This is a genomic window from Mesorhizobium australafricanum, assembly GCF_033977265.1.
In the GTDB taxonomy this organism is placed as follows: domain Bacteria; phylum Pseudomonadota; class Alphaproteobacteria; order Rhizobiales; family Rhizobiaceae; genus Mesorhizobium; species Mesorhizobium australafricanum.
In genome coordinates, this window is sequence record NZ_JAVIIT010000002.1 from 290875 (window position 1) to 310867 (window position 19993).

A 19993-nucleotide genomic window follows, 5' to 3' on the forward strand; every position below is an offset into this window, starting at 1 on the left:
CGCTTCCATCGGGCAAGTGCGGGCATTGGCGATTTATCAATCCTTAAAATGTTAAGTTTCCGCGCAAGCCGGCCTCAATTCGCCGGCCTTAAGGTGCGGGTTGGTGTCATTGCGGGCTGGGGAGTTCTTGTGATGCGTTTGCTTGGAGCGTTCGGTATCAGCCTTTTGGCGATGAACGGCGCGGCATATGCTTCGTCGATCGTGGTGCTTGGCGTCTCGACCTCGACGCCTTCGGTCATCAGGCTGAACGCGATCGAACCGCCATGGCTTTCCGCTGTCTCGACGCCATCGATGATAGCGCTGGGCGATCCAATGCCCGCCGTCACTGACGAAAAGGTCGCGGCAATTCCCGAAAAGTCCCGGCACCAGCAGGCCCCGATGATCATTCGCGGCGGTATTGTCGGCGGCGCTTTCGTAACGCCAGCGGCGACCGCGTCGGCCAAGCCCCAGACCCCCGCAGCCACCGCGCCGGCAAACGGCACTTCGCCGGCATCGCCCGCCAATGGCACCGCCTCCGCCTCCGCCTCGAACGGCAACAACAAAACCGGCGGCCAACCGGCCGCGACAGCCAATGCGTCGGGCGACGGACAGCCACAGGCGAAGCCGCAAAATGCCACGCCGCTGCCGCGCGTCGGCAAGGCGATGTAGATCACACGGGGTCCCGCTTCGATGTGCTAGGGGCTTGGCTGTTTGTTTGGACGCAATTCCGGACGGAAGGCTACGGCGAAGTCGCCGAGCGTGACCGTTTCACACTTTTCCTGGAATTGCTTGGCTGTTTGTTTGGACGCAATTCCGGACGGAAGGCTACGGCGAAGTCGCCGAGCCTGACCGTTTCACACTTTTCCTGGAATTGCTCCAGCAGCCCTGTCCGATTTCCGTCATCCGGATCGGGCACGATGGTGCTGGTGTTTCAAAAGGGGGTTTCATGACAGTTTCGAAAGCAATGGCCGTTGCCGGACTAATGGCGGCAACAGCCCTGGGTGCGGGTACGGCGCAGGCCGACGATATGCTTGGTTCTTACACGGCGCGAATTTCGGATCGTGATCATCGCGCCAGCGACGGCTACCCGCTGAGCAGCGCGGCGCAGATGGTGCGGCAGGACCGCGCCAACTGGCACAAGTTCCACCGGCGCGACAGCGATGACCAGGGCGACGAATGGTTCCGCAGCGACGGTTCGCGCGCCGACCTGCAGCGCATGCTGGAGCGCGGCGGCGCCATGAGCAGCGCGACCCGGCGCGCCATCGTCAATGGCGAACCGCTGGTCGAGGTCGATGTCTATCCCGACAGCGTGCGGGTCAGCATAGTGGAAGACTGACAAAGTCAGCTTCTGGAAGACTGACGAAAAAGGGCGACGCATATCGCGCCGCCCTTCGTTTTTCAGACGATAAGAAACGGCTCAGGCCGCTTCTTCCTTGTCGTCATCGTCCTTGTCGTCATCGTCTTCGTCGTCGCCATCTTCATCTTCGTCGTCGGACTCATCGTCGCCCGAGGCCTTGGCTTCTTCGTCGGATTCATCTTCGTCGTCGCCGTCTTCGTCATCACCATCCTCGTCTTCCGACTCGGCCGAGGCAGAGGCTTCCTTGTCGGCGCCTTCGTCATCCTCGTCGTCGCTGTCTTCGTCTTCGTCTTCGTCGTCCTCGCTGTGTTCCTCGTCGTCTTCGGAGGGATCGGCGGCTTCGACCGCCGCGGCGGCTGCGCGGTCAAGGACGTTTTCGGAAGCGGCTTCGGTGGCCTCGGCGGCGGCCGGGGTTTCTTCAATCAAGTCGAGATCGTCAACGGAATTCATGGCATGCCTCCGTGGTTTGGGGAACACGTTGTTGTCCCACGCGAAGGTCATCGTCATATGACTGTAAGCCGGCTCCGGCGCATTAAATTTCGGGCGCCAAATTGTCGAAGGCTGCCAGCATCCTAAAGCGCGTCGCGCTGAACCGGATTCAGGCGACGCGCTTTAGGTCTTGTTTTGATGCATGTCGTTGTCCCAGAACCGCTGCACACTTCTGGGCGACATGCATTAGGGGATACAGGCAGCTTCCAAGGCGCTATTTTTCGAGCCGTCAGCCGACGATTTTTGAAAAATCCGCAACCTGGTCGGTGGCGGCGCGGATGCGCGCAAGCAGCGCCAGACGGTTGGCGCGCACGGCCTGCTCCTCATCATTCACGAGAACACGCTCAAAGAATGAATCAACCGGTTCGCGCAACACGCTAAGCGTCAGCATGGCGGCGGAAAAATCTTCGTTTTGAATTGCTTGGCTGGCTTCCTTCTCGGCCTGATTCACCGCGGCAAACAGCTTCTTTTCCGCTTCCTCGCGGAACAATGCCGGCTCAACAGTCTCGGCGACGAGCGTTTTCTTCTTCTCTTCGGCGGCCAGGATGTTGGCGGCGCGCTTGGTGCCGGCGAGCAGGTTCTTGCCCCCGTCGGTGTCGAGCAACGAACCCAGCGCCTCGACGCGGCGGACGATCTGCAGGAGGTCGTCGGACTGCGGCGTAATGACGGCGTCGATCAGGTCGTACCGCGCGCCCTGGTCGCGGAGATAGACTTTCAGGCGGTCGTGGAAGAAGGCGAGGAGGTCGGGTGACTGATCCGCGCCGCCTTTGAAGCTTGCAAAGGCCTTGGCGAAAACGGACGTCAGCGCCAGACGAATACGGTTCTCAACGAGGATCCTGACGACGCCAAGCGCAGCCCGGCGGAGAGCGAACGGATCCTTGCTGCCAGTCGGCTTTTCGTCGATCGCCCAGAAGCCGGTGAGTGTGTCGAGCTTGTCGGCGAGCGCCACGGCAACCGAGACCGGATCGGTCGGCACGCGATCCGACGGGCCCTGCGGCTTGTAGTGCTCCTCGGCCGCCGCCGCGACCGATGGATGCTCGCCCTGCAACAGCGCGTATTTACGGCCCATGGCGCCCTGCAATTCGGGAAATTCGCCGACCACTTCGGTCTGCAGATCGGCCTTGGCGAGCACCGCGGCGCGGGCGACCAGCGCGGGATCGGCGCCGACAACCGGGGCCAGCTCCTTAGCCAGCCGCACGATACGCTCGACGCGCGCACCTTGCGTGCCGAGCTTGGCATGGAAGGTCACGCTGAGATGATCGAGGCGTGCCATACGCTGATCGAGCGGCTTCTTCAAATCCAGCTCGAACTTGACCGCCGATTCCGCGAGCTGATCGAGGTCCGGCAGGTCGCCCTGGTCAGTCCGCCAGAAATACAGCGCATCGGACAGGCGCGCGCGCACCACCTTGCCGTTGCCGTAGGCGATTTCCTTGCCGCCATCCTTCGCTTCGATGTTGGCGATCAGGATAAAGCGGTTCGAGAGCGGTGATTGGCCGATCTCCCCGTCCGAGGAGAAGGTCGGGCGCGACGTCACGAAGCATTTCTGGTTGGCGCGGATGGTGAGGCGGATCACCTCGCCCGGGATGGTGAGGAAATCCTGTTCGAACTCGCCCATCAGCACGACCGGCCATTCGACCAGGCCGGAGACTTCCTCCAGCAGCCCTTCGTCCTCGACCAGGTCGAGGCCGTTGGCGAAGGCGATGTTGCGGGCATCGGCCAGGATGATCTCCTTGCGCCGGTCGGCATCGAGCACGACCTTGGCCACGTCCAGCTTGCTTACATAATCGTCGAAGCGGCGCACGGTGATCGCGCCCGGCGCGTGGAAGCGATGGCCATAGGTGACGTTGCCGGAGCGAATGCCGTCGATTTCGAAATCGACCACCACCGGTTCCTCGGTCTCCGGGCCGAAGGTGCAGACGATCGACTGCAGCGGCCGCACCCAGCGCAGCGAGCCGGGCTTGGCCGAGGCCGGCCCCCAGCGCATCGACTTCGGCCAGGGGAAGGCGCGGATGATGCCCGGCACCAGCTCGGCGATGATCTCTTCGGCCGCCCTGCCCGGCTTCGAGATGTGGGCGACGTAGAAGTCGCCCTTCTTCGGGTCGGAATGGACATGCGCCTCGGCGATCGATGAAAGCCCGGCCTTGCGCAGGAAGCCCTGCACCGCCTGCTCGGGCGCCGTGGTCGAGGGACCCTTGATCTCTTCGCGGATGTCTTTCGAGCGCGCGGTCAAGCCCCTTAGGTCGAGCGCCAGGCGCCGCGGCGTCCAATATTCGCGCGCCGCCTCATAGGTCAGACCCGCCTCGACCAGACCGTCGGTCAGCATCTTCCTGAGGTCGCCGGCAGCCTTGCGCTGCATGCGGGCGGGAATCTCTTCCGAGCGAAGTTCAAGCAGTAGGTCAGGCATAGTTGAGCTCCCACCCTCCCCTTGATGGGGAGGGTCGGCGCGCAGCGCCGGGGTGGGGTGGCGCCCTCTCAGCCGCCAATTCCGTCGGCACCGTCGCGCAAACGCAGGTGTGATTTCCGTTCTTCCACCGCCGCATAAATTGTATCGAGGACGGAATCCAGTTCGTTTTTTATCTCATGGTTCCAGAAGCGGATAACGCGATAGCCCTGACTCTCAAACCACCGCGTTCGAACTTCATCATGGCGCAATTGATCGTCGGCGGCATGATGTGAGCCATCCACCTCAACAATCAGCTTCAGCCGATGGGACACGAAGTCGGGATAGTAGCTACCGACTGACGCCTGTCGGCGGAAGTGCGTCCCTTCGACCGGAATGCGCCAGAGGTGCCGCCATAGCAGCCGTTCTTCATCCGTCATCGCGGCGCGAAGCCTTCGTGCGGACTGCAGCCTGAAACGATCAAGTTTTGGCATAGGGAAGCGCCAGTCACCCCCACCCGCCGCTTCGCGGCGACCTCCCCCATCAAGGGGGAGGTAGGAGCGCTTAGCAACTCGGCTGGCCGCTGTCACCCCGCAAGCAGATCGCCTCTTCGATCGATTTCGCGGAATCTTTCGACCCGCTGTCGGGACGAAGCGAACCCGCCCGTCCTTGAAGCAGAACTTCCCATGAACCGAACGCTGCGCTGAAGCGACAAACGCTCAGGCAGAGACCTATTGGCTGAACGACGATGAAGACGGCATCGAGAACCCTGCAGATCCTGGCGCTCAGCGCCTGCTTCGCCGCCCAGGCGCATGGCACGATCACGATGCCGGGGGTCAGGCAGGCCATGCGCACGATCGACGGCGCAACAGCGCAGATCGTGTTGCCGGTCGGCGCCGTTGCCGAGACCGCCAAAACCGTATTGGCCTAAGCCGCCGCCAGCCCGCCCGCCCGCGTCTTCAGGAACGCCTCGCCGCATGCCTTGGCCAGATTGCGTACGCGCAGGATGTAGCTCTGGCGCTCGGTGACCGAGATAACGCCGCGCGCGTCGAGCAGGTTGAAGACATGGCTTGCCTTGATGCACTGGTCGTAGGCCGGAAAGACCATGCGGTGCATTGCCAGATTGTCGCTCGGCTTGGGCGTGCCGGCATCGAGCAGCGCCTTGCACTCGGCCTCCGCATCCTCGAAGTGTCTCAACAGCATCGAGGTGTTGGCGAATTCGAAATTATGGCGCGAATATTCCTGCTCGGCCTGCAGGAAGACGTCGCCATAGGTGACCTTTTCCGAACCCTCACGGCCGTTGAAGTTCAGGTCGTAGACATTGTCGACGCCCTGCACATACATGGCGAGCCGCTCCAGACCATAGGTCAGCTCGCCCGCCACCGGCGCGCATTCGATGCCGCAGACCTGCTGGAAATAGGTGAATTGCGAGACTTCCATGCCGTCGCACCAGCACTCCCAGCCGAGCCCCCAGGCGCCCAGCGTCGGGCTTTCCCAGTCGTCCTCGACGAAGCGGATGTCATGCAGCAACGGATCGACGCCGATCGCCTCGAGCGAGCCGAGATAGAGCTCCTGCAGGTTCGGCGGATTGGGCTTCAGGATCACCTGATACTGGTAATAGTGCTGCAGGCGGTTCGGGTTTTCGCCATAGCGGCCGTCTTTCGGGCGGCGCGAAGGCTGCACGTAAGCCGCGTTCCAGCGCAACGGACCGAGCGCCCGCAAGGTGGTCGCCGGATGGAAGGTGCCGGCGCCGACTTCCATGTCATAGGGCTGCAGGATGAGGCAACCATAGTCCGCCCAGTAATTGTGCAAGGTCAGGATCAGCCCCTGGAAGGAGCGGCTGGGATGCATATGGGCGGGAATCTCGATGGTCACGGCGGCCTCGGAAAGCGCAGGATGACGCTTCCCTAGTTGCCGGGCCGCCGAGCGTCAAGGCGGCGACCCGCATCCGACGAGGTTGAACGCTTTGCGGCCGGCTGGCCCATTGCCGGCGGGCGGCGGCGACCCCTTTGCTCCGCCGAGCTCTAACAACGAAGGTTCCGTCATGTCCGGTCAACTCACTGTCCGACCCGTCACAAGGCAGGATTACGAGCAATGGCTGCCGCTCTGGGACGGCTACAACGCGTTTTACGGACGCTCCGGCGCGACGGCGCTTGCCGGCGAGATCACGCAGATGACCTGGTCGCGCTTCTTCGATGCCTACGAGCCGATGCATGCGCTGGTGGCCGAGCGCGAGGGCAAGCTGCTCGGCCTCGTCCATTATCTCTACCATCGCTCGACGACGTCGATCGCGCCGAGCTGTTACCTGCAGGATCTCTTCACCACGCCGGCCGCGCGCGGCCAGGGCGTCGGCCGGGCGCTGATCGAAGGCGTCTATGACCGCGCCGGCGAAGCGGGCGCGAACCGCGTCTACTGGCTGACGCATGAGACGAACCACACCGCCATGCAGCTTTACGACCGCATCGGCGAGCGGTCGGGGTTCGTCGTCTATCGGAGGATGTTTTAGTTCCTCGACACAGGGGCCGCTGTTTGTCGACGGGCAAGATCTTTTCCGTGAAATCGGCACAAACACCGAGGATTGGCTGAAGCCGCCCGAACCTCGTCATTCCAGGGCGGAGCAGCCGCGAAGCGGCGTCGCGAAGACCCTGGAATCCATTCCGTGACCTTGATCGAACGGCGCCGCGGAGCAGAATTCTGCACCGTTGCGGCGCGTTACGGTCACGGCATGGATTCTATGGTCTGCGCCGCGTCGCTTCGCTCCTTGCTCCGCCCTAGAATGACGATCGCAACAGGCGTTTCGGCTAATTTAAGACGCCAGGCTGAACGAAAACGGGGCTCAAGGAGCCCCGTTTCCTCGAATGTTACCGCAGGACTCAGCCTTTCGGCGTGGGCGCCGGCTCCGGCTTCATCTTCGGGGTTTCCTGCGCGGTGTTGGATTCGATCGGCGGCAGGCCCTTGAGCAGCTTCTGCTGCAGGGTTGCAAGCACGTCCGGATCGGGCTTCAGGTCGCGCGCCTGGGTCCACTGATAGGTGGCTTCGAGCTTGCGGCCGACGCGCCAGTAGGCATCGCCGAGATGGTCGTTGAGGACCGGATCCTCCGGCTTCAGCGAGACGGCGCGCTCCATCTCGCGCACGGCGTCGTCGAAGCGGCCCATGCGGAAGTAAGCCCAGCCCAGCGAATCGACGATGTAACCGTCGTTCGGCCGCAGATCGACGGCCTTCTGGATCATCGCCAGGCCTTCCTTGAGGTTCATGTTCATGTCGACCCAGGAATAGCCGAGATAGTTCATGACCTGCGGCTGATCGGGCTGCAGCTCCAGCGCCTTGCGGAAATTGGGTTCTGCCTTTGGCCATTCCTTCAGCCGCTCATAGGCGATGCCGCGCTGGTAGAAGATGTTCCAGTTGGCGGCGGTCGGCGTCTTCAGCTGCTCCGCGGCCTTGTCATAGAGATTGGCGGCCGAGCGGAAATCTTCCTTCGAGCCATAGACGCCGCCAAGCGCCAGATAGGCGCGCATGTCGTCCGGATGCTTGTCGAGATAGGCGTTGAGGTGGGAAATCGCCTCGTCATGCTTGTCGAGATCGGCAAGGTTGAGGCCGATCTGCAGGTCGGAGAGCTCCTTCAGCGGCGAGGACGCCGGAATGCGGCGGTAGAGCGCGACGGCGCCTTCGCCATCCTTCAACTGCTCGGCAACGGCGGCAAGCTGCACAAGTGCGGCATCGCTGTCCGGCTTCAGCGCCAGCGCGTATTGCAGGTAAAGCCGCACGAAAGGCTCGCCGCCGCCACGGTTGAGCGCTGTGGCAAGGTCGAGCAGGATTTCGGACGCACCGTCGGCCGGGCCGGCGACGAGCGGCTCGATCTTGTCGCCCTTGCCGATGCGGTCACGCAGTGTGGTGATTTCGAGCTTGCCCGGCGCGAAAGCTTCGGCCTGGTTCAACACCGCCAGCGCCTTCGACCTGTCACCCTTGCGAGCCAGGAACGAGGCATAGGCCTGGGCATTGCGCATCCAGGTTTCGGGCGCGGAGCCGCCGGCAGCGGTGTCGGCCATGGTGGCGGCATAGATCTCATCGGCCTTGTCGTTCAGGCCGGCGGCGTCGGCGATCAGCGCGCGGTGGAAGGATTTGAACAGGCCGAACCAATCCGGGCCCTTGAGCTTGTCGATGGAATCCATCGCCTCGGACGCGTTGCCGGCGCCGTCCTTGGCCCAGCCGTCCATGACGCCGGAGAGCAGCCTGTCGAGGTCGGATTCGAGCGAGAACTTCAGCCAATACTGCGCCTTGGTGTAGTCCTTCTTGTGGAAGGAATCGACCGCTAGCGCCAGGCGCGAGAAGCGCTCGACATCGGGCACTTCCTTCAGCTTGTCGGCATAGACCAGCGATTCCTCGAAACGCCCTTGAGCGACCAGCGCCAGCATCAGGCTCTGCTGCATCTCCTTGTCGTCCGGCGCAAAGGCCAGTGCCTGCTTATAGTAGGCGATCGCGTCGCCAAGATCGTTGTCGCTTTCGGCGATATGGGCCGCGAGATAGGCGCCCGAGAAAGACGTGATCTGCAACGGTTTGGCGTCTTCCTTGGCCTGGACCGGCAGCACCCAAAGCGCCACACCGGTCAAAAATGCCAGCCTCGTCAGCCAGCGCGCACGTCCTTGCCGCATCGTATCCCTTTCAGCCAGACGCGATCCCGCCCTTGGCAGGCCGCCCTTAGACTCGAACTTTTCCCGACAAAGCATGGCCTTTTTGGGGTCAGGCTTCAATCGGCAAGCGAATCACAATCCAATCATCCCGCTTAACAAACGATGGCGAGCACAGAAAATATGCGGCTGGACGGCTGAATTTCGACAGATGCGGGGATGAGCGGGTTGTTTCGCACAATTCCAGACGGAAAATCGCTAGGCACTTTTCCTGGAATTGCTCCGAAGGCGCGTTCCGCGAAAGCCGCCCGCCGCGACTGAGCCGCACAGTTCAAACCACTCACAGCCTGGACAGGCTTTGCGCGTCAGGCCGGAAGAAAACGCCTCGCGCATCCGCGCCACGGTTGAGGCATCCAGTTCAAGCCGGGCACCGGCCAGGAGCGGCCGGCCCAGAAGATCGGCGACATCGCATGCCGCAACTTCGTCGCGCGCGGCAGCGCTCTCGCCCAGGCAGTGCGGGTCCGACTCATCCAGCAGCGGGGCGCAGATATCGTCCGGACCGCGAGCGATCAGGATATCCTCGCCCCCAGCCAGGCGCTCCACCACCTTGTCATAGTTGGCGGTGAAGGCCGGCGAGTAGCCCTTGCCGACATAGGTCAGCAGGCAAAGCAGATGATGGGCGCGCAGCCTGACGGTCATCTGTTATCGGGGATCGGTCGGCCGGTTGCCCGAAAACAGCTTCAGCGTCGCCGCGCCCAGCGCCGACTTGAGCAGGCCGCCGACGATGAAGGGCATGAAGCCGAAGGTGATGGCCTTCTCGGCGCCGATCATGACGGCAAGCCAGGCCGTGCCCAGAACTAGGCAGAGCAAGTTGCCGATGAGCATGGCGGCGAAGGCAAGCATGACGCGGTTGCCGTTCCAGCCGCGCTCGGCCAGCCAGCCGACGACGGCGCCGACGACCGGGAAGGCGAAGAGATAGCCGCCGGTCGGGCCGACGAAATGCTGCAGGCCGGCCGCCCCGCCCGCCAGCACCGGAAACCCTGCCGCGCCTTCAACCAGCCAGGCGGCAATGGTGAGCGCGCCGAAGCGCCAGCCGTAGAGAGCGCCGACCAGCGTGACGGCGAAAGTCTGCATGGTCACCGGAACCGGCACCATCGGCACCTCGATATAGGAGGACAGCGCCAGGAACAGCGAGCCGAGGATCACGGCGCCGATCCGCCAGGCGAGCGAACGGCTGTGCAGCCGAAGCGGGCTGAAGGAGGGCTTATAGGTCGAAACGGCTGCGTTGGTCACGGTGTCTTCCCCGGCTGAGTGAAAATTATAGATAATTTCTGCATTCGATCTATTATCGAATCCACATTTTCGCGAAGATGGCAAGCGCTGACCTGGAACAGGCACCGGATTTCGCGTGGAGGTCGAGCCAGCATCACCCGACGATGGCGAAGGCGTCGCGGGTCCTGCCGGAGGCGGTCTTGACCGGCTTCTGGCCGATCCATTGCACATGCCGCCCGAGCGTGGCGGCGGCCGATTCGGTGTTGCCTTGCCTGAGCGCGCTGAGGATCGCACGGTGATCCTGGTCGGTGCGGGTTTCCCACTCGGAGCGCCAGGCCGCGAACAGGAAGCGCGCGCTTGCCGCGTGCAGGTCGTCGATGGTCGAGAGCAGGCGCGGCATGTTGCAGGGCGTCAGGATCAGTCGATGGAAGGTGCGGTTGGCTTCTTCCCAGGAGCGCACGTCGCGGGATTTGTCGCCAGCCTTGGTCGCCTCCTCGGCCTGGTCGAGGATCGACGCCGTCAGATGCGGCGCGGCATGGCGCAGCGCCAGCACTTCGAGGGCGGCCCGCATTTCGGCAACCTCCCTGACCTCGCCGAGATCGAAGGAGGCGACGCGCACCCCGCGGCGCGGCTCGCTGATCGCCAACCCCTGAGCCTCCAGGCGGCGAAAGGCCTCGCGCACCGGCACGTGGCTGGTGTTGAATTCCTCGGCGACATGGTCCTGACGCAACCGCGAACCAGGCTCGATGGCGCCCGAAATGATGCGGTCCGCCAGCTCCTTGCTGATGCGGACGGCGATCGTGTCTTCGGTGCTGGCCATATTTTATAGATAATTTGCCGAGCCGCTGTTTGTCGAGACGGCCAAAGCGGGATTCACAGGCGCACTGCCCGGCGGATGCCAGACCCGCGCCGGGAAGGCCGGCAGGCTCAGTTGACGCGGCTGATACAGAAATCGATGACGTCGATCAGCGCCGACTTCTGCGGCGTCGCCTCCAGCGGCGCCAGCGCATCGCGGGCGATCTCGCCGAAATGGCGCGCGCGGCCGATCGTGTCGGCAATCGCGCCGTGGCGGGCCATCAGGCCGATCGCCTTTTCGAGCCCGGCATCGTCGGTGACGTTGTCCTCGATCGCGCGCTTCCAGAAGGTGCGCTCGGCCTTGGTGCCGCGCCGGTAGGCGAGGATCACCGGCAGCGTGACCTTGCCCTCGCGGAAATCGTCGCCGACATTCTTGCCGAGATCCTTGCTCGAGCCGCCATAATCCAGCGCGTCGTCGATGAGCTGGAAGGCAAGGCCGAGATTCATCCCGTAGGAGCGAAGCGCCGCGCGATCGGTGCGCGAGGCCTGGGCGATGACCGGCCCGACTTCGGCGGCGGCCGAGAACAGCGCCGCGGTCTTGGCCTTGATGACGGCGAAATGCTCGTCCTCGGTGGTTTCGAGGTTTTTCGCCGCGGCAAGCTGCATCACCTCGCCCTCGGCGATGATGGAGGCGGCGCTCGACAGGATGTCCAACGCTTCCAGCGAACCGACCTCGACCATCATGCGGAAAGCCTGGCCGAGCAGGAAATCGCCGACCAGCACGCTTGCCTGGTTGCCCCAGATAATGCGCGCCGTCTTCTTGCCGCGGCGCAACGCGCTCTCGTCGACCACGTCGTCGTGCAGCAGCGTCGCGGTGTGCATGAACTCGACCGCAGTGGCGAGCTTGACATGGCCTTCGCCGGCATAGCCGAACATCTGCGCGGCGGCGAGCGTGAGCATGGGCCTGAGCCGCTTGCCGCCCGAGGAGATCAGGTGATTGGCGATCTCCGGGATCATCTCGACGTCGGAGCCGGCCTTGGACAGGATCAGCTCGTTGACGCGCCCCATGTCGGCCGCCGTCAGATCGATGAGATCCTTGATGGAAGCGGGTTCCCGCTTGCCTTCGATGTTGAGAACGACACCCACCACGACAACTCCCGTCCCATTGACGCGCACGATGGCACCCTTGAAGCGCCTCGCGCTGAAACGAATTCAGGCGACGCGCTTCAAGTCTTTGTTTTGATGCATGTCGTTGTCCCGGAACCGCTGCGCACTTCCGGGCGACATGCACTAGTCCCGGGCCGACACTAGGGCGGTACAACCGGGCACGGCAAGAGGCGAATTGGCGCGGCTGTTCGCGCGCGGGTTCGCCCCGACGTTTACAGGAACGCCACAACCTGCGATTTTCGTTCCATGATCGAGCTTGTCCGCACCAACGACGCCGTCGTCATCTCCTTTGTCGAATCGCTGATGCGCGACGCCGGCATCGCCTGTTTCGTCGCCGACCAGAATATGAGCGTGCTCGACGGTTCGCTCGGCATCCTGCCCCGGCGCGTGATGGTCGATGCCGAAAAGGTCGATGCGGCACGACGCATCCTCAAAGACGCCGGTATCGAGAACGAGATCCGCAAGAAATAATGGCAGCGAGCACCGCCCCCGTCCCTGATACGCCGGCGCACACGGTCGATGCCTTCCATCGCGGACGCTTCTGGCTGGTGCAGCCGAGCCGGGGCGGTCATCGCGCCGGCATGGACGCCATGATGCTGGCGGCCGCCGTGCCGTCGGGCTTTTCCGGCCGGCTCGCCGATTTCGGCGCGGGCGCCGGCGCGGCCGCCCTTGCCGTGCTGTCGCGTTGTCCGGCGGCACAGGCCGTGCTGGTCGAGCGCTCCCCCGAAATGGCCGGGTTCGCCGCCGCCACGCTTTCGCATCCCGGCAATGCGCATCTCGGCGACCGCGCTTCGGTACTGACGGCGGACGTTACACTTACCGGCCGGGCGCGTGGCCAAGCCGGGATTGCCGACAACCAATTCGACTTCGTCATCATGAACCCGCCTTTCAACGCGGCGCAAGACCGCTCGACGCCGAACGCGCTGCGCAGGCAGGCGCATGTCACGGAGGATGGGCTGTTCGAGCGCTGGATCAGGAGCGCCGCCGCCGTCGCCAAGCCGCGCGGCGGGCTGGCCATCATCGCGCGGCCCGAGCAGCTCGTCGCCATTCTCGATGCGCTCGAGGGGCGCTTCGGCGATGCCGAATTGCTTTGCGTGCATCCGCGTCCGGACGCAGCGGCTATCCGCATCGTCGTCAGGGCGGTGCTTGGCGCGCGCGGAAAACTATCGATCCGCCCGCCGCTCACCTTGCACGGGCCATCCGGCAACGCGCCGGCGGAGCGGACGGAAATGATCAATAACGGCCTGGCATCGCTGTTCGGCGATTGATCCGGGGCTGGCGATGCGGCATTGCCGTTGGCTGGCGAGTTCCTTACATGCCCAAAGCAGATGACGTCGCGCCCGAGAGACATTACCAACTTAACTGACCTCGTCTTGCTCCTTTGCATTTTGTCCGGAGACAATGGTTCGTGAAACGCCTCTTCAACCGCCTGCTGCCGAAATCTTGGCGCTCGACAGTCGTCACCATTCCGGTCATCCGGCTGCAAGGCGCCATCATGGCCGGCGGCGGCCAGTTCCGGCCGAGCCTGTCGCTCGCCTCGACGGCCGGCCTCATCGAAAAGGCGTTCGGCTTCGATGCGCCGGCGGTCGCCATCTCGATCAACTCGCCCGGCGGCTCGCCGGTGCAGTCGCGGCTGATCTTCAAGCGCATCCGCGACCTGGCGGTTGAAAAGAACAAGAAGGTGCTGGTCTTCGTCGAGGACGTGGCGGCCTCGGGCGGCTACATGATCGCGGTCGCCGGCGACGAGATTTTTGCCGACCCGTCATCGATCGTCGGCTCGATCGGCGTGGTGTCCGCCTCGTTCGGCTTTCCCGAGCTGATGAAGAAGATCGGCGTCGAGCGGCGCGTCCACACCGCCGGGCAGAACAAAGCCGTGCTCGACCCGTTCAAGCCCGAGAAGAAGGAAGATGTCGAGCGGCTGAAGGCGCTGCAGCTCGAAGTGCACGAGACCTTCATCGACCTCGTCAAGGAGCGGCGCGGCAGCAAGCTGAAGGATGACCCGGACCTGTTCACCGGCCTGTTCTGGACCGCCAAGAGAGGCCTCGAACTCGGCCTTGTCGATGCGCTGGGCGATATGCGCAGCGTGCTCAGGACCCGTTTCGGCGACAAGACGCAGCTCAAGCTGATCACCGCGCCGCGCGGTCTGTTCGGCCGTTTCGGCCTGTTCGGCTCACGTGTTTCGGCGCCCGATATTGCCGCGGCCGCGGCCAGCGGCGTCCTTGATGCGGCGGAAGAGCGCGCGCTGTGGGCGCGCTTCGGGCTTTGAAAAAGCCATGAATGCGGCTAGCATGAGTGCTTGACCGACCCATTCGGCCGGCCTTGCCGCGAGAAGCGCGGAAGGAGTTTCAAGATGCCGCAGATCATTTTCTTCGCCGTTGTCGGCGCCGCCGCTTACTTTGGCTACCGCGCTTTCGTGCGCGAGGCCGAACGTGTGACGGCCAAGATCCGGCGCACCGAGAAACAGGCGGCGAACGGCACGATGGGCACGCTGGTCAAGGATCCCAAGACCGGCGAATATCGTCTCGCCAAGGACTGAAGCCATCTCGCCAGCAGCCGACATTCTCGAGCCCGGCATAGAAGTCCGGACGTGGCTTGCGCCTGCCAAGATCAATCTGGCGCTGCATGTCACCGGACGACGCGACGACGGCTACCATCTCATCGACAGCCTTGCCGTCTTCACCCGCTTCGGCGACCGGCTCGAGATCGAGCCGGCGGAGCATGATGAATTCTCGGTGTCCGGCCGCTATGCCGCCGGCCTGCCGCTCGACGACGGCAATCTGGTGGTCAAGGCACGCGATGCCTTGCGCCGGGAAGCCGGGGCACAGCATACGCCGCCCGTCGCCTTGAGGCTGGAGAAGAACCTGCCGATCGCCTCGGGCGTGGGCGGCGGATCGAGCGACGCGGCGGCCGCGCTCAACGGCCTGGCGCGGCTCTGGAAGCTCGATATCGACGACAATTCGCTGGCCCGGATCGGACTTTCGCTCGGCGCCGATCTGCCGATGTGCCTCAAGGGCAAGCCGCTGGTGGCGCGCGGCATTGGCGATGACGTGTCGCCGCTGGCCGCGTTTCCGGCGCTCGGCCTGGTGCTGGTCAATCCTGGTGTCGCCGTCTCGACGCCGGACGTGTTCAAGGCGCTGTCCCGGCGTGACAACGAGGCACTGCCGCCGCTGCCGAAGCGCCTCGATTTCCACGCCATCCGCAACTGGCTGGAGACGACGCGCAACGATCTCGAGGTTGCCGCCCGCTCGATTGAACCTGCGATCGGCGAAGCGCTCAAGGCGCTCAAGCGTGCCGATGCCGCGTTCATGCGTATGTCCGGCTCCGGCGCCACATGTTTCGGCCTGTTCGAGACCGGCAATGTCGCCAAGCGCGCGGCGATCGAGATCCGAGCCCGCCACCCGGACTGGTTCGTCGCCGCGACGCGCAGCATGGAGGTGAGCGATGGCGAAGCTTGACGAGAGCCGGCCCTTCATTCCGGTGCGCATCGCGGTGCTGACCGTGTCCGATACGCGCGGCCTCGCCGACGACAAATCCGGCCAGACGCTGGCCGACCGCATCACGCAAGCCGGCCATACGCTCGCCGATCGGGATATCGTGACTGACGACCGCGACAAGATCCGCGACAAGGTGCTTGGCTGGTCGAAGGACGGCAACATCGACGTCGTGATCACCACCGGCGGCACCGGCTTCACCGGCCGCGACGTGACGCCGGAGGCGCTGGAGCCGATCTTCGAAAAGCGCATGGACGGGTTTTCGGAAGTCTTCCACCGCATCTCCTATGCCAAGATCGGCACCTCGACGATCCAGAGCCGGGCAACAGGCGGCGTCGTCAACGCCACCTTCGTCTTCGTGCTGCCGGGGTCGCCCGGCGCCTGCAAGGACGCCTGGGACGGCATCATCAAGGCGCAGCTCGACTACCGGCACATGCCCTGCAACTTCGTCGAGATCATGCCGCGGCTCGATGAACATTTACGGCGCGGCGGCAAGCCTGGGTCGTAACCGCGGGCAAGGCACCCGATCGGCACCCGGTTCGCAGGCGGAATGTCGCTTTCAGCCTTCGAGGCGCCATTTCCGAAGCTGGTGCCGGCAAAGTACCTTGCGGCAGAACACAAGGGAAAATCCGCCATGACCGTTCACAGCGGCGGCTGCCATTGCGGCAATATCCGCCTCCGGGGGATGTGAGCCGGCCTTCCCGTTCAACGGATCACAATCGATCCACCGGCCAGCCTGTGCATCATTTCGGCGGCGCCACCCAGATTTCGGCGTTCAACCTTCTGGTCGCGAGGCCGCGCGCCAAGGCCTCGGCGCTGCGCGCGCTTTTCGCAAGCGCCAAGGCCTGGCGCTTGCTGATGACAAGACCCTCGGCGAGCGCACGGTTGCCTGAAAAGACGCGGGCAAGCAAAGGCGCGCGATTGGCCCGGGCGCGTGAAAAGCGCGCCGGCGTTGTCTGCCTTGCCGTGTGGGCAACGACCTCGTCGATCCAACCTTCAGTGAGCCTGGCGCCGGGTTCCAGAAGCAGCAGCCAATCGCCTTTGGCCTCGCCGATACCGGCGCCGATCCCGCCCGTCACATAGTGGCAGCCGGCATGTTCGGCCACCCGATGCGTCTGGTCGGTCGAGCCGGCATCACACACGATGACGTCGCGCACGACACCCTCGACCGCGCCGCCGACCAGCGAGGCGAGCGTACGGGCAAGGCCTTCTTCGTCGTTGCGGGTTTCGATGAGAACGCTGAGCATCGTTTAGCCGAATAGCGGAAAGCCGCGCGTTGCGCCAGTTGCGCGTGGCAGCCGAAAAAGTTCTTGCTTTGTTCTCGTCAACAAAATAGGAATAGTTTCATGAACAGAGCGATTCGACAGCCTGCCGACAGTCCCTGGGAGAGGGCGAAAATGGAACAGATCGTCCGCGCCGACATTGCTGCCTTCGGAGCAGGCAGAGCCGAGATGGCAAACGCGATGATCGAACAAAGCGGCATGCGCGTGCGGCCCGACCGCAATCGCGGCCGCTCGGCCGGCATCAATCCGTCCGGCCGCTTCGAGCCGGTCAGCCGGCATGTCTTCGATGACGGCTGGAACTCGCTGGAGGAGCTGCCGCCATTCAAGACCGAAGTGCAGGTCGAAAAGCCGCGCACCATCATCACCCGCAACGAATCGCCGGACATTTCCTTCGACCGTTCGATCAATCCCTATCGCGGCTGCGAGCATGGCTGCGTCTATTGCTTCGCCAGGCCGACGCATTCATTCATGGGCCTGTCGCCGGGGCTCGATTTCGAATCGAAGCTTTTCGCCAAGCCGGATGCGGCGCGCATGCTGGACAGGGAATTATCGAAGCCAGGCTATCAGCCGCGCACGATCGCCATCGGCACCAACACCGATCCCTACCAGCCGATCGAGAAGCAATACCGGATCATGCGCGAGATCCTGGAGGTGCTGGAGGCGCGCGGCCATCCGGTCGGCATCGTCACCAAGTCGGCGCTGGTGACGCGCGACATCGACATCCTGTCGCGCATGGCCGAGCGCGGTCTTGCCAAGGTGGCGCTGTCGGTAACGACGCTCGACCGCATGCTGGCCCGCACCATGGAGCCGCGCGCATCGACACCGACGAAGCGGCTGGAGGCGATAAGGCTGCTTTCGGATGCCGGCATTCCGGCATCGGTGATGGTGGCGCCGATCATCCCCGGCCTGACCGATCCGGAGATGGAACGCATCCTCGATTCGGCGCGCGCCGCCGGCGCGCGGGAGGCCGGCTACGTCATCCTGCGCCTGCCGCTCGAAGTGGCGCCGATCTTCAAGGACTGGCTCTTGCGTCACTATCCGGATCGCTACCGGCATGTGATGTCGCTGATCCGCTCGATGCGCGACGGCAAGGACTACGATTCCGAATGGGGCAAGCGCATGAAGGGCGCCGGTCCCTATGCCTGGCAGATCGGCCGGCGCTTCGAGATCGCCGCCAAGCGGCTCGGCCTCAACGTCGAGCGGCGGCAGCTTCGCACCGACCAATTCGTCGCAGGCTCCGGTGCCGGCGAGCAGTTGACGCTGCTTTGACGCCTGTGCCGGCCATGACGGCCGGCGCTAAGCAATTCCAGGCAAAGTGATTTCCGTCTGGAATTGCAGTCTTTTCAAGAATCCCGTCCGGCCCTTGTCCCCCGGCCGTGAGACGGAGCCTTCCCGGTCCGACGCCCCATCCGACCCGGAAGGACTTGCGGAGAATCGGAGCCGATGCGAACCTCGCCGCACCATGGCTCGCGCGCGTTCCGATTCTCCGCTTCTCTTTGAAATGGTCGAGAAGCCCGACTTCTCGATCGAGACGAAGGCAATGGCCGACGGGTTGTGGCCGGTCGCCGGCATGGACGAGGCAGGCCGCGGTCCGCTCGCCGGGCCGGTAGTGGCCGCCGCGGTGGTGCTCAACCCCGCCAACATTCCCGAAGGCCTCGACGATTCCAAGCGCCTCACCCATCTGCAACGCGAGGCGCTGTTCCTGAAGATCCTGGGCTCGGCGCTCAGCGTGTCGATGGCCTCGATCAGCGCCGAGGGCATCGACAACAGCAACATCCTGAAAGCCAGCCTGGAAGCGATGCGCCGCGCCGCCGCCGGCCTTTCGCTGCAGCCGAAACTGGCTCTGGCCGACGGCCGCGATATCCCGCCTGGTCTCGCCTGCGAAGGCCGGGCGCTGATCAAGGGCGACCAGCGCTCGCAATCGATCGCCGCCGCCTCGATCGTCGCCAAGGTGATGCGCGACCGCATGATGTGCGGCTGCGGCGGACATCACGAGCATTACGGCTTCGAGGTGCATATGGGCTACGCCACGGTCCGCCATCGCACCGCGATCGAGGCGCATGGGCCGGTGGCAAGGCTGCATCGGGCCTCGTTTGCGCCGTTCCGGTTGGGTGGGGCGGAGCCGATTGAGGAAGAGAGCTTCGCCGGACTGGAGTGAGGCGGCGGCGCCCGTGACGGCTAATCTCCCCCTTGTGGGGAGATGTCCGGTCCACCCTCCGCAGCTGCAGCGCAGCTGCTGCGGAGGACGGGCAGGACAGAGGGGGCGCTGTCCCGCCAGCCTATCCGGGCGTGGTAGATGGGCCGAACCCCGCGCTTCGTCATCCTCGGGCTTGACCCGAGGATCCATGCCGTGACCTCTGGCTGAGAGCGCAACGGTGCAGAATTCTATAACCGCCGCAACGCCTTAACGTCACGGCATGGATTCTAGGGTCTGCGCGCGTCGCTTCGCTCCTTGCTCCGCCCTAGAATGACGACGGAAACATAGCATTCCTTCGCGCCCTCCTCTGCCCTGCCGGGCTTTTGTCGCTCGGAAAGCCTTCCCGTCCGCTGCGCGAACGGCTCCCTAATGGGAAGTTTGGCAGCGTCGTCGCCCGCCTCTCCGACAACAAAAAAGCCGCCAGGTTGCCCAGGCGGCTTTGATTTCGAAGCTTCGAAGCCAGCTCAGTTCAGCTTGGCTTTTACGTCGTCCAGCGCCGACTTGAACAAATCGGCGCCGGCCTTGACGTCGACCTTGGCGGCGAGCAGCGCGCGGGCAGCCTCGACGGCGATGTCGACGGCGCTGGCGCGCACTTCGCTGACGGCCTCGCGCTCGGCCTGGCCGATCTTCTGCTCGGCCAACGCGGTGCGGCGGGCGACATAGTCCTCGGTCTTCTTGGCAGCCTCGGAGGCAAGCAATTCGGCCTCGCGCTTGGCGGCGGCGACGATGTCGGCGGCCTCCTTCTCGGCTTCCTTGCGCTTCTGCTGGTATTGGCCGAGCAGTTGCTGGGCCTCTTCACGAAGCTTGCGGGCTTCCTCGAGCTCGCCGCTGATCTTGGCCGCGCGGGCGTCGAGCGACTTGGCGAGCATGCCCGGCACCTTCAGATAGATGATGGCGCCGAGGAAGATGAACAGGGCGATAGCGGCCCAAAGCGTGGCGAGTGATGTGGCGTCCATGA

The 19993-nt window shown here is 64.2% G+C and carries 24 protein-coding genes; 13 read left to right on the plus strand and 11 right to left on the minus strand.

The features are described 5' to 3' along the window. Positions 1 to 132 precede the first annotated feature (132 nt). Positions 133 to 648, plus strand: a complete 516-nt coding sequence (locus tag RFM98_RS04855) for a hypothetical protein (RefSeq protein WP_320307770.1) — start codon at positions 133 to 135, stop codon at positions 646 to 648. Between the two features lie 277 nt (positions 649 to 925). Beyond that, positions 926 to 1315, plus strand: a complete 390-nt coding sequence (locus RFM98_RS04860; protein WP_320307771.1) for a hypothetical protein — start codon at positions 926 to 928, stop codon at positions 1313 to 1315. 81 nt (positions 1316 to 1396) lie between these two features. Here RFM98_RS04860 and RFM98_RS04865 read toward each other — a convergent pair whose 3' ends face one another. From RFM98_RS04865 to RFM98_RS04875, 3 genes are all read right to left on the minus strand, one after another. Beyond that, positions 1397 to 1786 (minus strand): ATPase, encoded by a 390-nt coding sequence (locus RFM98_RS04865; protein WP_320307772.1) that lies wholly within the window; start codon positions 1784 to 1786, stop codon positions 1397 to 1399. 268 nt (positions 1787 to 2054) lie between these two features. Then, entirely contained in the window at positions 2055 to 4229 is a 2175-nt protein-coding gene (gene glyS, locus RFM98_RS04870) for a glycine--tRNA ligase subunit beta (protein ID WP_320307773.1), read from the minus strand. A gap of 68 nt (positions 4230 to 4297) precedes the next feature. Next, positions 4298 to 4699: an endonuclease domain-containing protein gene (locus tag RFM98_RS04875; protein WP_320307774.1), complete on the minus strand. Its 402-nt coding sequence runs from the start codon at positions 4697 to 4699 to the stop codon at positions 4298 to 4300. Positions 4700 to 4953: 254 nt separating this feature from the next. Between RFM98_RS04875 and RFM98_RS04880 the strand changes: the two genes are divergently transcribed. Further along, positions 4954 to 5136, plus strand: coding sequence for a hypothetical protein (locus RFM98_RS04880; RefSeq protein WP_320307775.1), 183 nt, complete (start codon positions 4954 to 4956; stop codon positions 5134 to 5136). Here the strand turns inward: RFM98_RS04880 and RFM98_RS04885 are convergent. Further along, a complete protein-coding gene (locus RFM98_RS04885; protein WP_320308136.1) occupies positions 5133 to 6056 on the minus strand; it encodes a glycine--tRNA ligase subunit alpha in 924 nt (307 codons plus the stop codon). The genes RFM98_RS04880 and RFM98_RS04885 overlap by 4 nt on opposite strands. Before the next feature lie 193 nt (positions 6057 to 6249). Here RFM98_RS04885 and RFM98_RS04890 point away from each other — a divergent pair, with 193 nt between their 5' ends. Continuing rightward, on the plus strand, positions 6250 to 6711 hold the full coding sequence (locus RFM98_RS04890; protein WP_320307776.1) for a GNAT family N-acetyltransferase: 462 nt from the start codon (positions 6250 to 6252) through the stop codon (positions 6709 to 6711). A 367-nt stretch (positions 6712 to 7078) separates the two neighbouring features. Here RFM98_RS04890 and RFM98_RS04895 read toward each other — a convergent pair whose 3' ends face one another. The 5 genes from RFM98_RS04895 to RFM98_RS04915 all read right to left on the minus strand — a co-directional run bounded on the left by RFM98_RS04895 (position 7079) and on the right by RFM98_RS04915 (position 12043). Continuing rightward, complete coding sequence (locus RFM98_RS04895; RefSeq protein ID WP_320307777.1) at positions 7079 to 8854, minus strand: tetratricopeptide repeat protein; 1776 nt, start codon at positions 8852 to 8854, stop codon at positions 7079 to 7081. Between the two features lie 234 nt (positions 8855 to 9088). Next, positions 9089 to 9529: a DUF1284 domain-containing protein gene (locus RFM98_RS04900; RefSeq protein WP_320307778.1), complete on the minus strand. Its 441-nt coding sequence runs from the start codon at positions 9527 to 9529 to the stop codon at positions 9089 to 9091. A 3-nt stretch (positions 9530 to 9532) separates the two neighbouring features. Then, on the minus strand, positions 9533 to 10123 hold the full coding sequence (locus RFM98_RS04905) for a biotin transporter BioY (RefSeq protein ID WP_320307779.1): 591 nt from the start codon (positions 10121 to 10123) through the stop codon (positions 9533 to 9535). Positions 10124 to 10256: 133 nt separating this feature from the next. Continuing rightward, on the minus strand, positions 10257 to 10922 hold the full coding sequence (locus tag RFM98_RS04910; RefSeq protein WP_320211940.1) for a GntR family transcriptional regulator: 666 nt from the start codon (positions 10920 to 10922) through the stop codon (positions 10257 to 10259). A 107-nt stretch (positions 10923 to 11029) separates the two neighbouring features. Beyond that, positions 11030 to 12043: a polyprenyl synthetase family protein gene (locus RFM98_RS04915; protein WP_320308137.1), complete on the minus strand. Its 1014-nt coding sequence runs from the start codon at positions 12041 to 12043 to the stop codon at positions 11030 to 11032. Between the two features lie 267 nt (positions 12044 to 12310). On the opposite strand from RFM98_RS04915, the gene RFM98_RS04920 reads away from it, so the two are divergent. From RFM98_RS04920 to RFM98_RS04950, 7 genes are all read left to right on the plus strand, one after another. After that, on the plus strand, positions 12311 to 12535 hold the full coding sequence (locus RFM98_RS04920) for a putative signal transducing protein (RefSeq protein ID WP_027164594.1): 225 nt from the start codon (positions 12311 to 12313) through the stop codon (positions 12533 to 12535). Then, entirely contained in the window at positions 12535 to 13332 is a 798-nt protein-coding gene (locus RFM98_RS04925) for a tRNA1(Val) (adenine(37)-N6)-methyltransferase (RefSeq protein ID WP_320307780.1), read from the plus strand. The genes RFM98_RS04920 and RFM98_RS04925 overlap by 1 nt, the downstream gene beginning before the upstream one ends. Positions 13333 to 13472: 140 nt before the next feature. Beyond that, positions 13473 to 14330: a S49 family peptidase gene (locus tag RFM98_RS04930; RefSeq protein WP_320307781.1), complete on the plus strand. Its 858-nt coding sequence runs from the start codon at positions 13473 to 13475 to the stop codon at positions 14328 to 14330. A gap of 84 nt (positions 14331 to 14414) precedes the next feature. After that, the gene (locus RFM98_RS04935; RefSeq protein ID WP_027164591.1) at positions 14415 to 14600 is read left to right on the plus strand and encodes a membrane protein; all 186 of its coding nucleotides are present in this window, start codon (positions 14415 to 14417) and stop codon (positions 14598 to 14600) included. A 22-nt stretch (positions 14601 to 14622) separates the two neighbouring features. After that, positions 14623 to 15519: a 4-(cytidine 5'-diphospho)-2-C-methyl-D-erythritol kinase gene (locus RFM98_RS04940; RefSeq protein ID WP_430682264.1), complete on the plus strand. Its 897-nt coding sequence runs from the start codon at positions 14623 to 14625 to the stop codon at positions 15517 to 15519. Continuing rightward, positions 15506 to 16063, plus strand: coding sequence for a molybdenum cofactor biosynthesis protein B (gene moaB / locus RFM98_RS04945; RefSeq protein ID WP_320307782.1), 558 nt, complete (start codon positions 15506 to 15508; stop codon positions 16061 to 16063). The genes RFM98_RS04940 and moaB overlap by 14 nt, the downstream gene beginning before the upstream one ends. Before the next feature lie 42 nt (positions 16064 to 16105). Continuing rightward, a complete protein-coding gene (locus tag RFM98_RS04950) occupies positions 16106 to 16246 on the plus strand; it encodes a hypothetical protein (protein ID WP_320307783.1) in 141 nt (46 codons plus the stop codon). A 52-nt stretch (positions 16247 to 16298) separates the two neighbouring features. Here the strand turns inward: RFM98_RS04950 and RFM98_RS04955 are convergent, their stop codons facing one another. Continuing rightward, entirely contained in the window at positions 16299 to 16802 is a 504-nt protein-coding gene (locus RFM98_RS04955) for a glycosyltransferase (protein WP_320307784.1), read from the minus strand. A 150-nt stretch (positions 16803 to 16952) separates the two neighbouring features. Here RFM98_RS04955 and RFM98_RS04960 point away from each other — a divergent pair, with 150 nt between their 5' ends. Next, on the plus strand, positions 16953 to 18107 hold the full coding sequence (locus RFM98_RS04960; protein ID WP_320307785.1) for a PA0069 family radical SAM protein: 1155 nt from the start codon (positions 16953 to 16955) through the stop codon (positions 18105 to 18107). A 193-nt stretch (positions 18108 to 18300) separates the two neighbouring features. Continuing rightward, positions 18301 to 18996: a ribonuclease HII gene (gene rnhB / locus RFM98_RS04965; protein ID WP_320307786.1), complete on the plus strand. Its 696-nt coding sequence runs from the start codon at positions 18301 to 18303 to the stop codon at positions 18994 to 18996. Positions 18997 to 19499: 503 nt separating this feature from the next. Here the strand turns inward: rnhB and RFM98_RS04970 are convergent. Beyond that, positions 19500 to 19991 (minus strand): F0F1 ATP synthase subunit B, encoded by a 492-nt coding sequence (locus tag RFM98_RS04970; RefSeq protein WP_320307787.1) that lies wholly within the window; start codon positions 19989 to 19991, stop codon positions 19500 to 19502. Positions 19992 to 19993: the final 2 nt, after the last annotated feature.

Excerpts from the sequence above, each read along its gene's own strand:
- RFM98_RS04875 (WP_320307774.1), bottom strand. The coding sequence starts at position 4,699 with ATGCCAAAACTTGATCGTTTCAGGCTGCAGTCCGCACGAAGGCTTCGC.
- RFM98_RS04925 (WP_320307780.1), top strand. The coding sequence starts at position 12,535 with ATGGCAGCGAGCACCGCCCCCGTCCCTGATACGCCGGCGCACACGGTC.
- RFM98_RS04950 (WP_320307783.1), top strand. The coding sequence starts at position 16,106 with ATGTCGCTTTCAGCCTTCGAGGCGCCATTTCCGAAGCTGGTGCCGGCA.
- RFM98_RS04880 (WP_320307775.1), top strand. The coding sequence starts at position 4,954 with ATGAAGACGGCATCGAGAACCCTGCAGATCCTGGCGCTCAGCGCCTGC.
- RFM98_RS04885 (WP_320308136.1), bottom strand. The coding sequence starts at position 6,056 with ATGCATCCCAGCCGCTCCTTCCAGGGGCTGATCCTGACCTTGCACAAT.
- RFM98_RS04860 (WP_320307771.1), top strand. The coding sequence starts at position 926 with ATGACAGTTTCGAAAGCAATGGCCGTTGCCGGACTAATGGCGGCAACA.
- RFM98_RS04865 (WP_320307772.1), bottom strand. The coding sequence starts at position 1,786 with ATGAATTCCGTTGACGATCTCGACTTGATTGAAGAAACCCCGGCCGCC.
- RFM98_RS04910 (WP_320211940.1), bottom strand. The coding sequence starts at position 10,922 with ATGGCCAGCACCGAAGACACGATCGCCGTCCGCATCAGCAAGGAGCTG.
- RFM98_RS04960 (WP_320307785.1), top strand. The coding sequence starts at position 16,953 with ATGGAACAGATCGTCCGCGCCGACATTGCTGCCTTCGGAGCAGGCAGA.
- RFM98_RS04970 (WP_320307787.1), bottom strand. The coding sequence starts at position 19,991 with ATGGACGCCACATCACTCGCCACGCTTTGGGCCGCTATCGCCCTGTTC.
- RFM98_RS04890 (WP_320307776.1), top strand. The coding sequence starts at position 6,250 with ATGTCCGGTCAACTCACTGTCCGACCCGTCACAAGGCAGGATTACGAG.
- RFM98_RS04895 (WP_320307777.1), bottom strand. The coding sequence starts at position 8,854 with ATGCGGCAAGGACGTGCGCGCTGGCTGACGAGGCTGGCATTTTTGACC.
- RFM98_RS04955 (WP_320307784.1), bottom strand. The coding sequence starts at position 16,802 with ATGCTCAGCGTTCTCATCGAAACCCGCAACGACGAAGAAGGCCTTGCC.
- RFM98_RS04920 (WP_027164594.1), top strand. The coding sequence starts at position 12,311 with ATGATCGAGCTTGTCCGCACCAACGACGCCGTCGTCATCTCCTTTGTC.
- RFM98_RS04855 (WP_320307770.1), top strand. The coding sequence starts at position 133 with ATGCGTTTGCTTGGAGCGTTCGGTATCAGCCTTTTGGCGATGAACGGC.
- rnhB (WP_320307786.1), top strand. The coding sequence starts at position 18,301 with ATGGCTCGCGCGCGTTCCGATTCTCCGCTTCTCTTTGAAATGGTCGAG.
- RFM98_RS04935 (WP_027164591.1), top strand. The coding sequence starts at position 14,415 with ATGCCGCAGATCATTTTCTTCGCCGTTGTCGGCGCCGCCGCTTACTTT.
- RFM98_RS04900 (WP_320307778.1), bottom strand. The coding sequence starts at position 9,529 with ATGACCGTCAGGCTGCGCGCCCATCATCTGCTTTGCCTGCTGACCTAT.
- moaB (WP_320307782.1), top strand. The coding sequence starts at position 15,506 with ATGGCGAAGCTTGACGAGAGCCGGCCCTTCATTCCGGTGCGCATCGCG.
- glyS (WP_320307773.1), bottom strand. The coding sequence starts at position 4,229 with ATGCCTGACCTACTGCTTGAACTTCGCTCGGAAGAGATTCCCGCCCGC.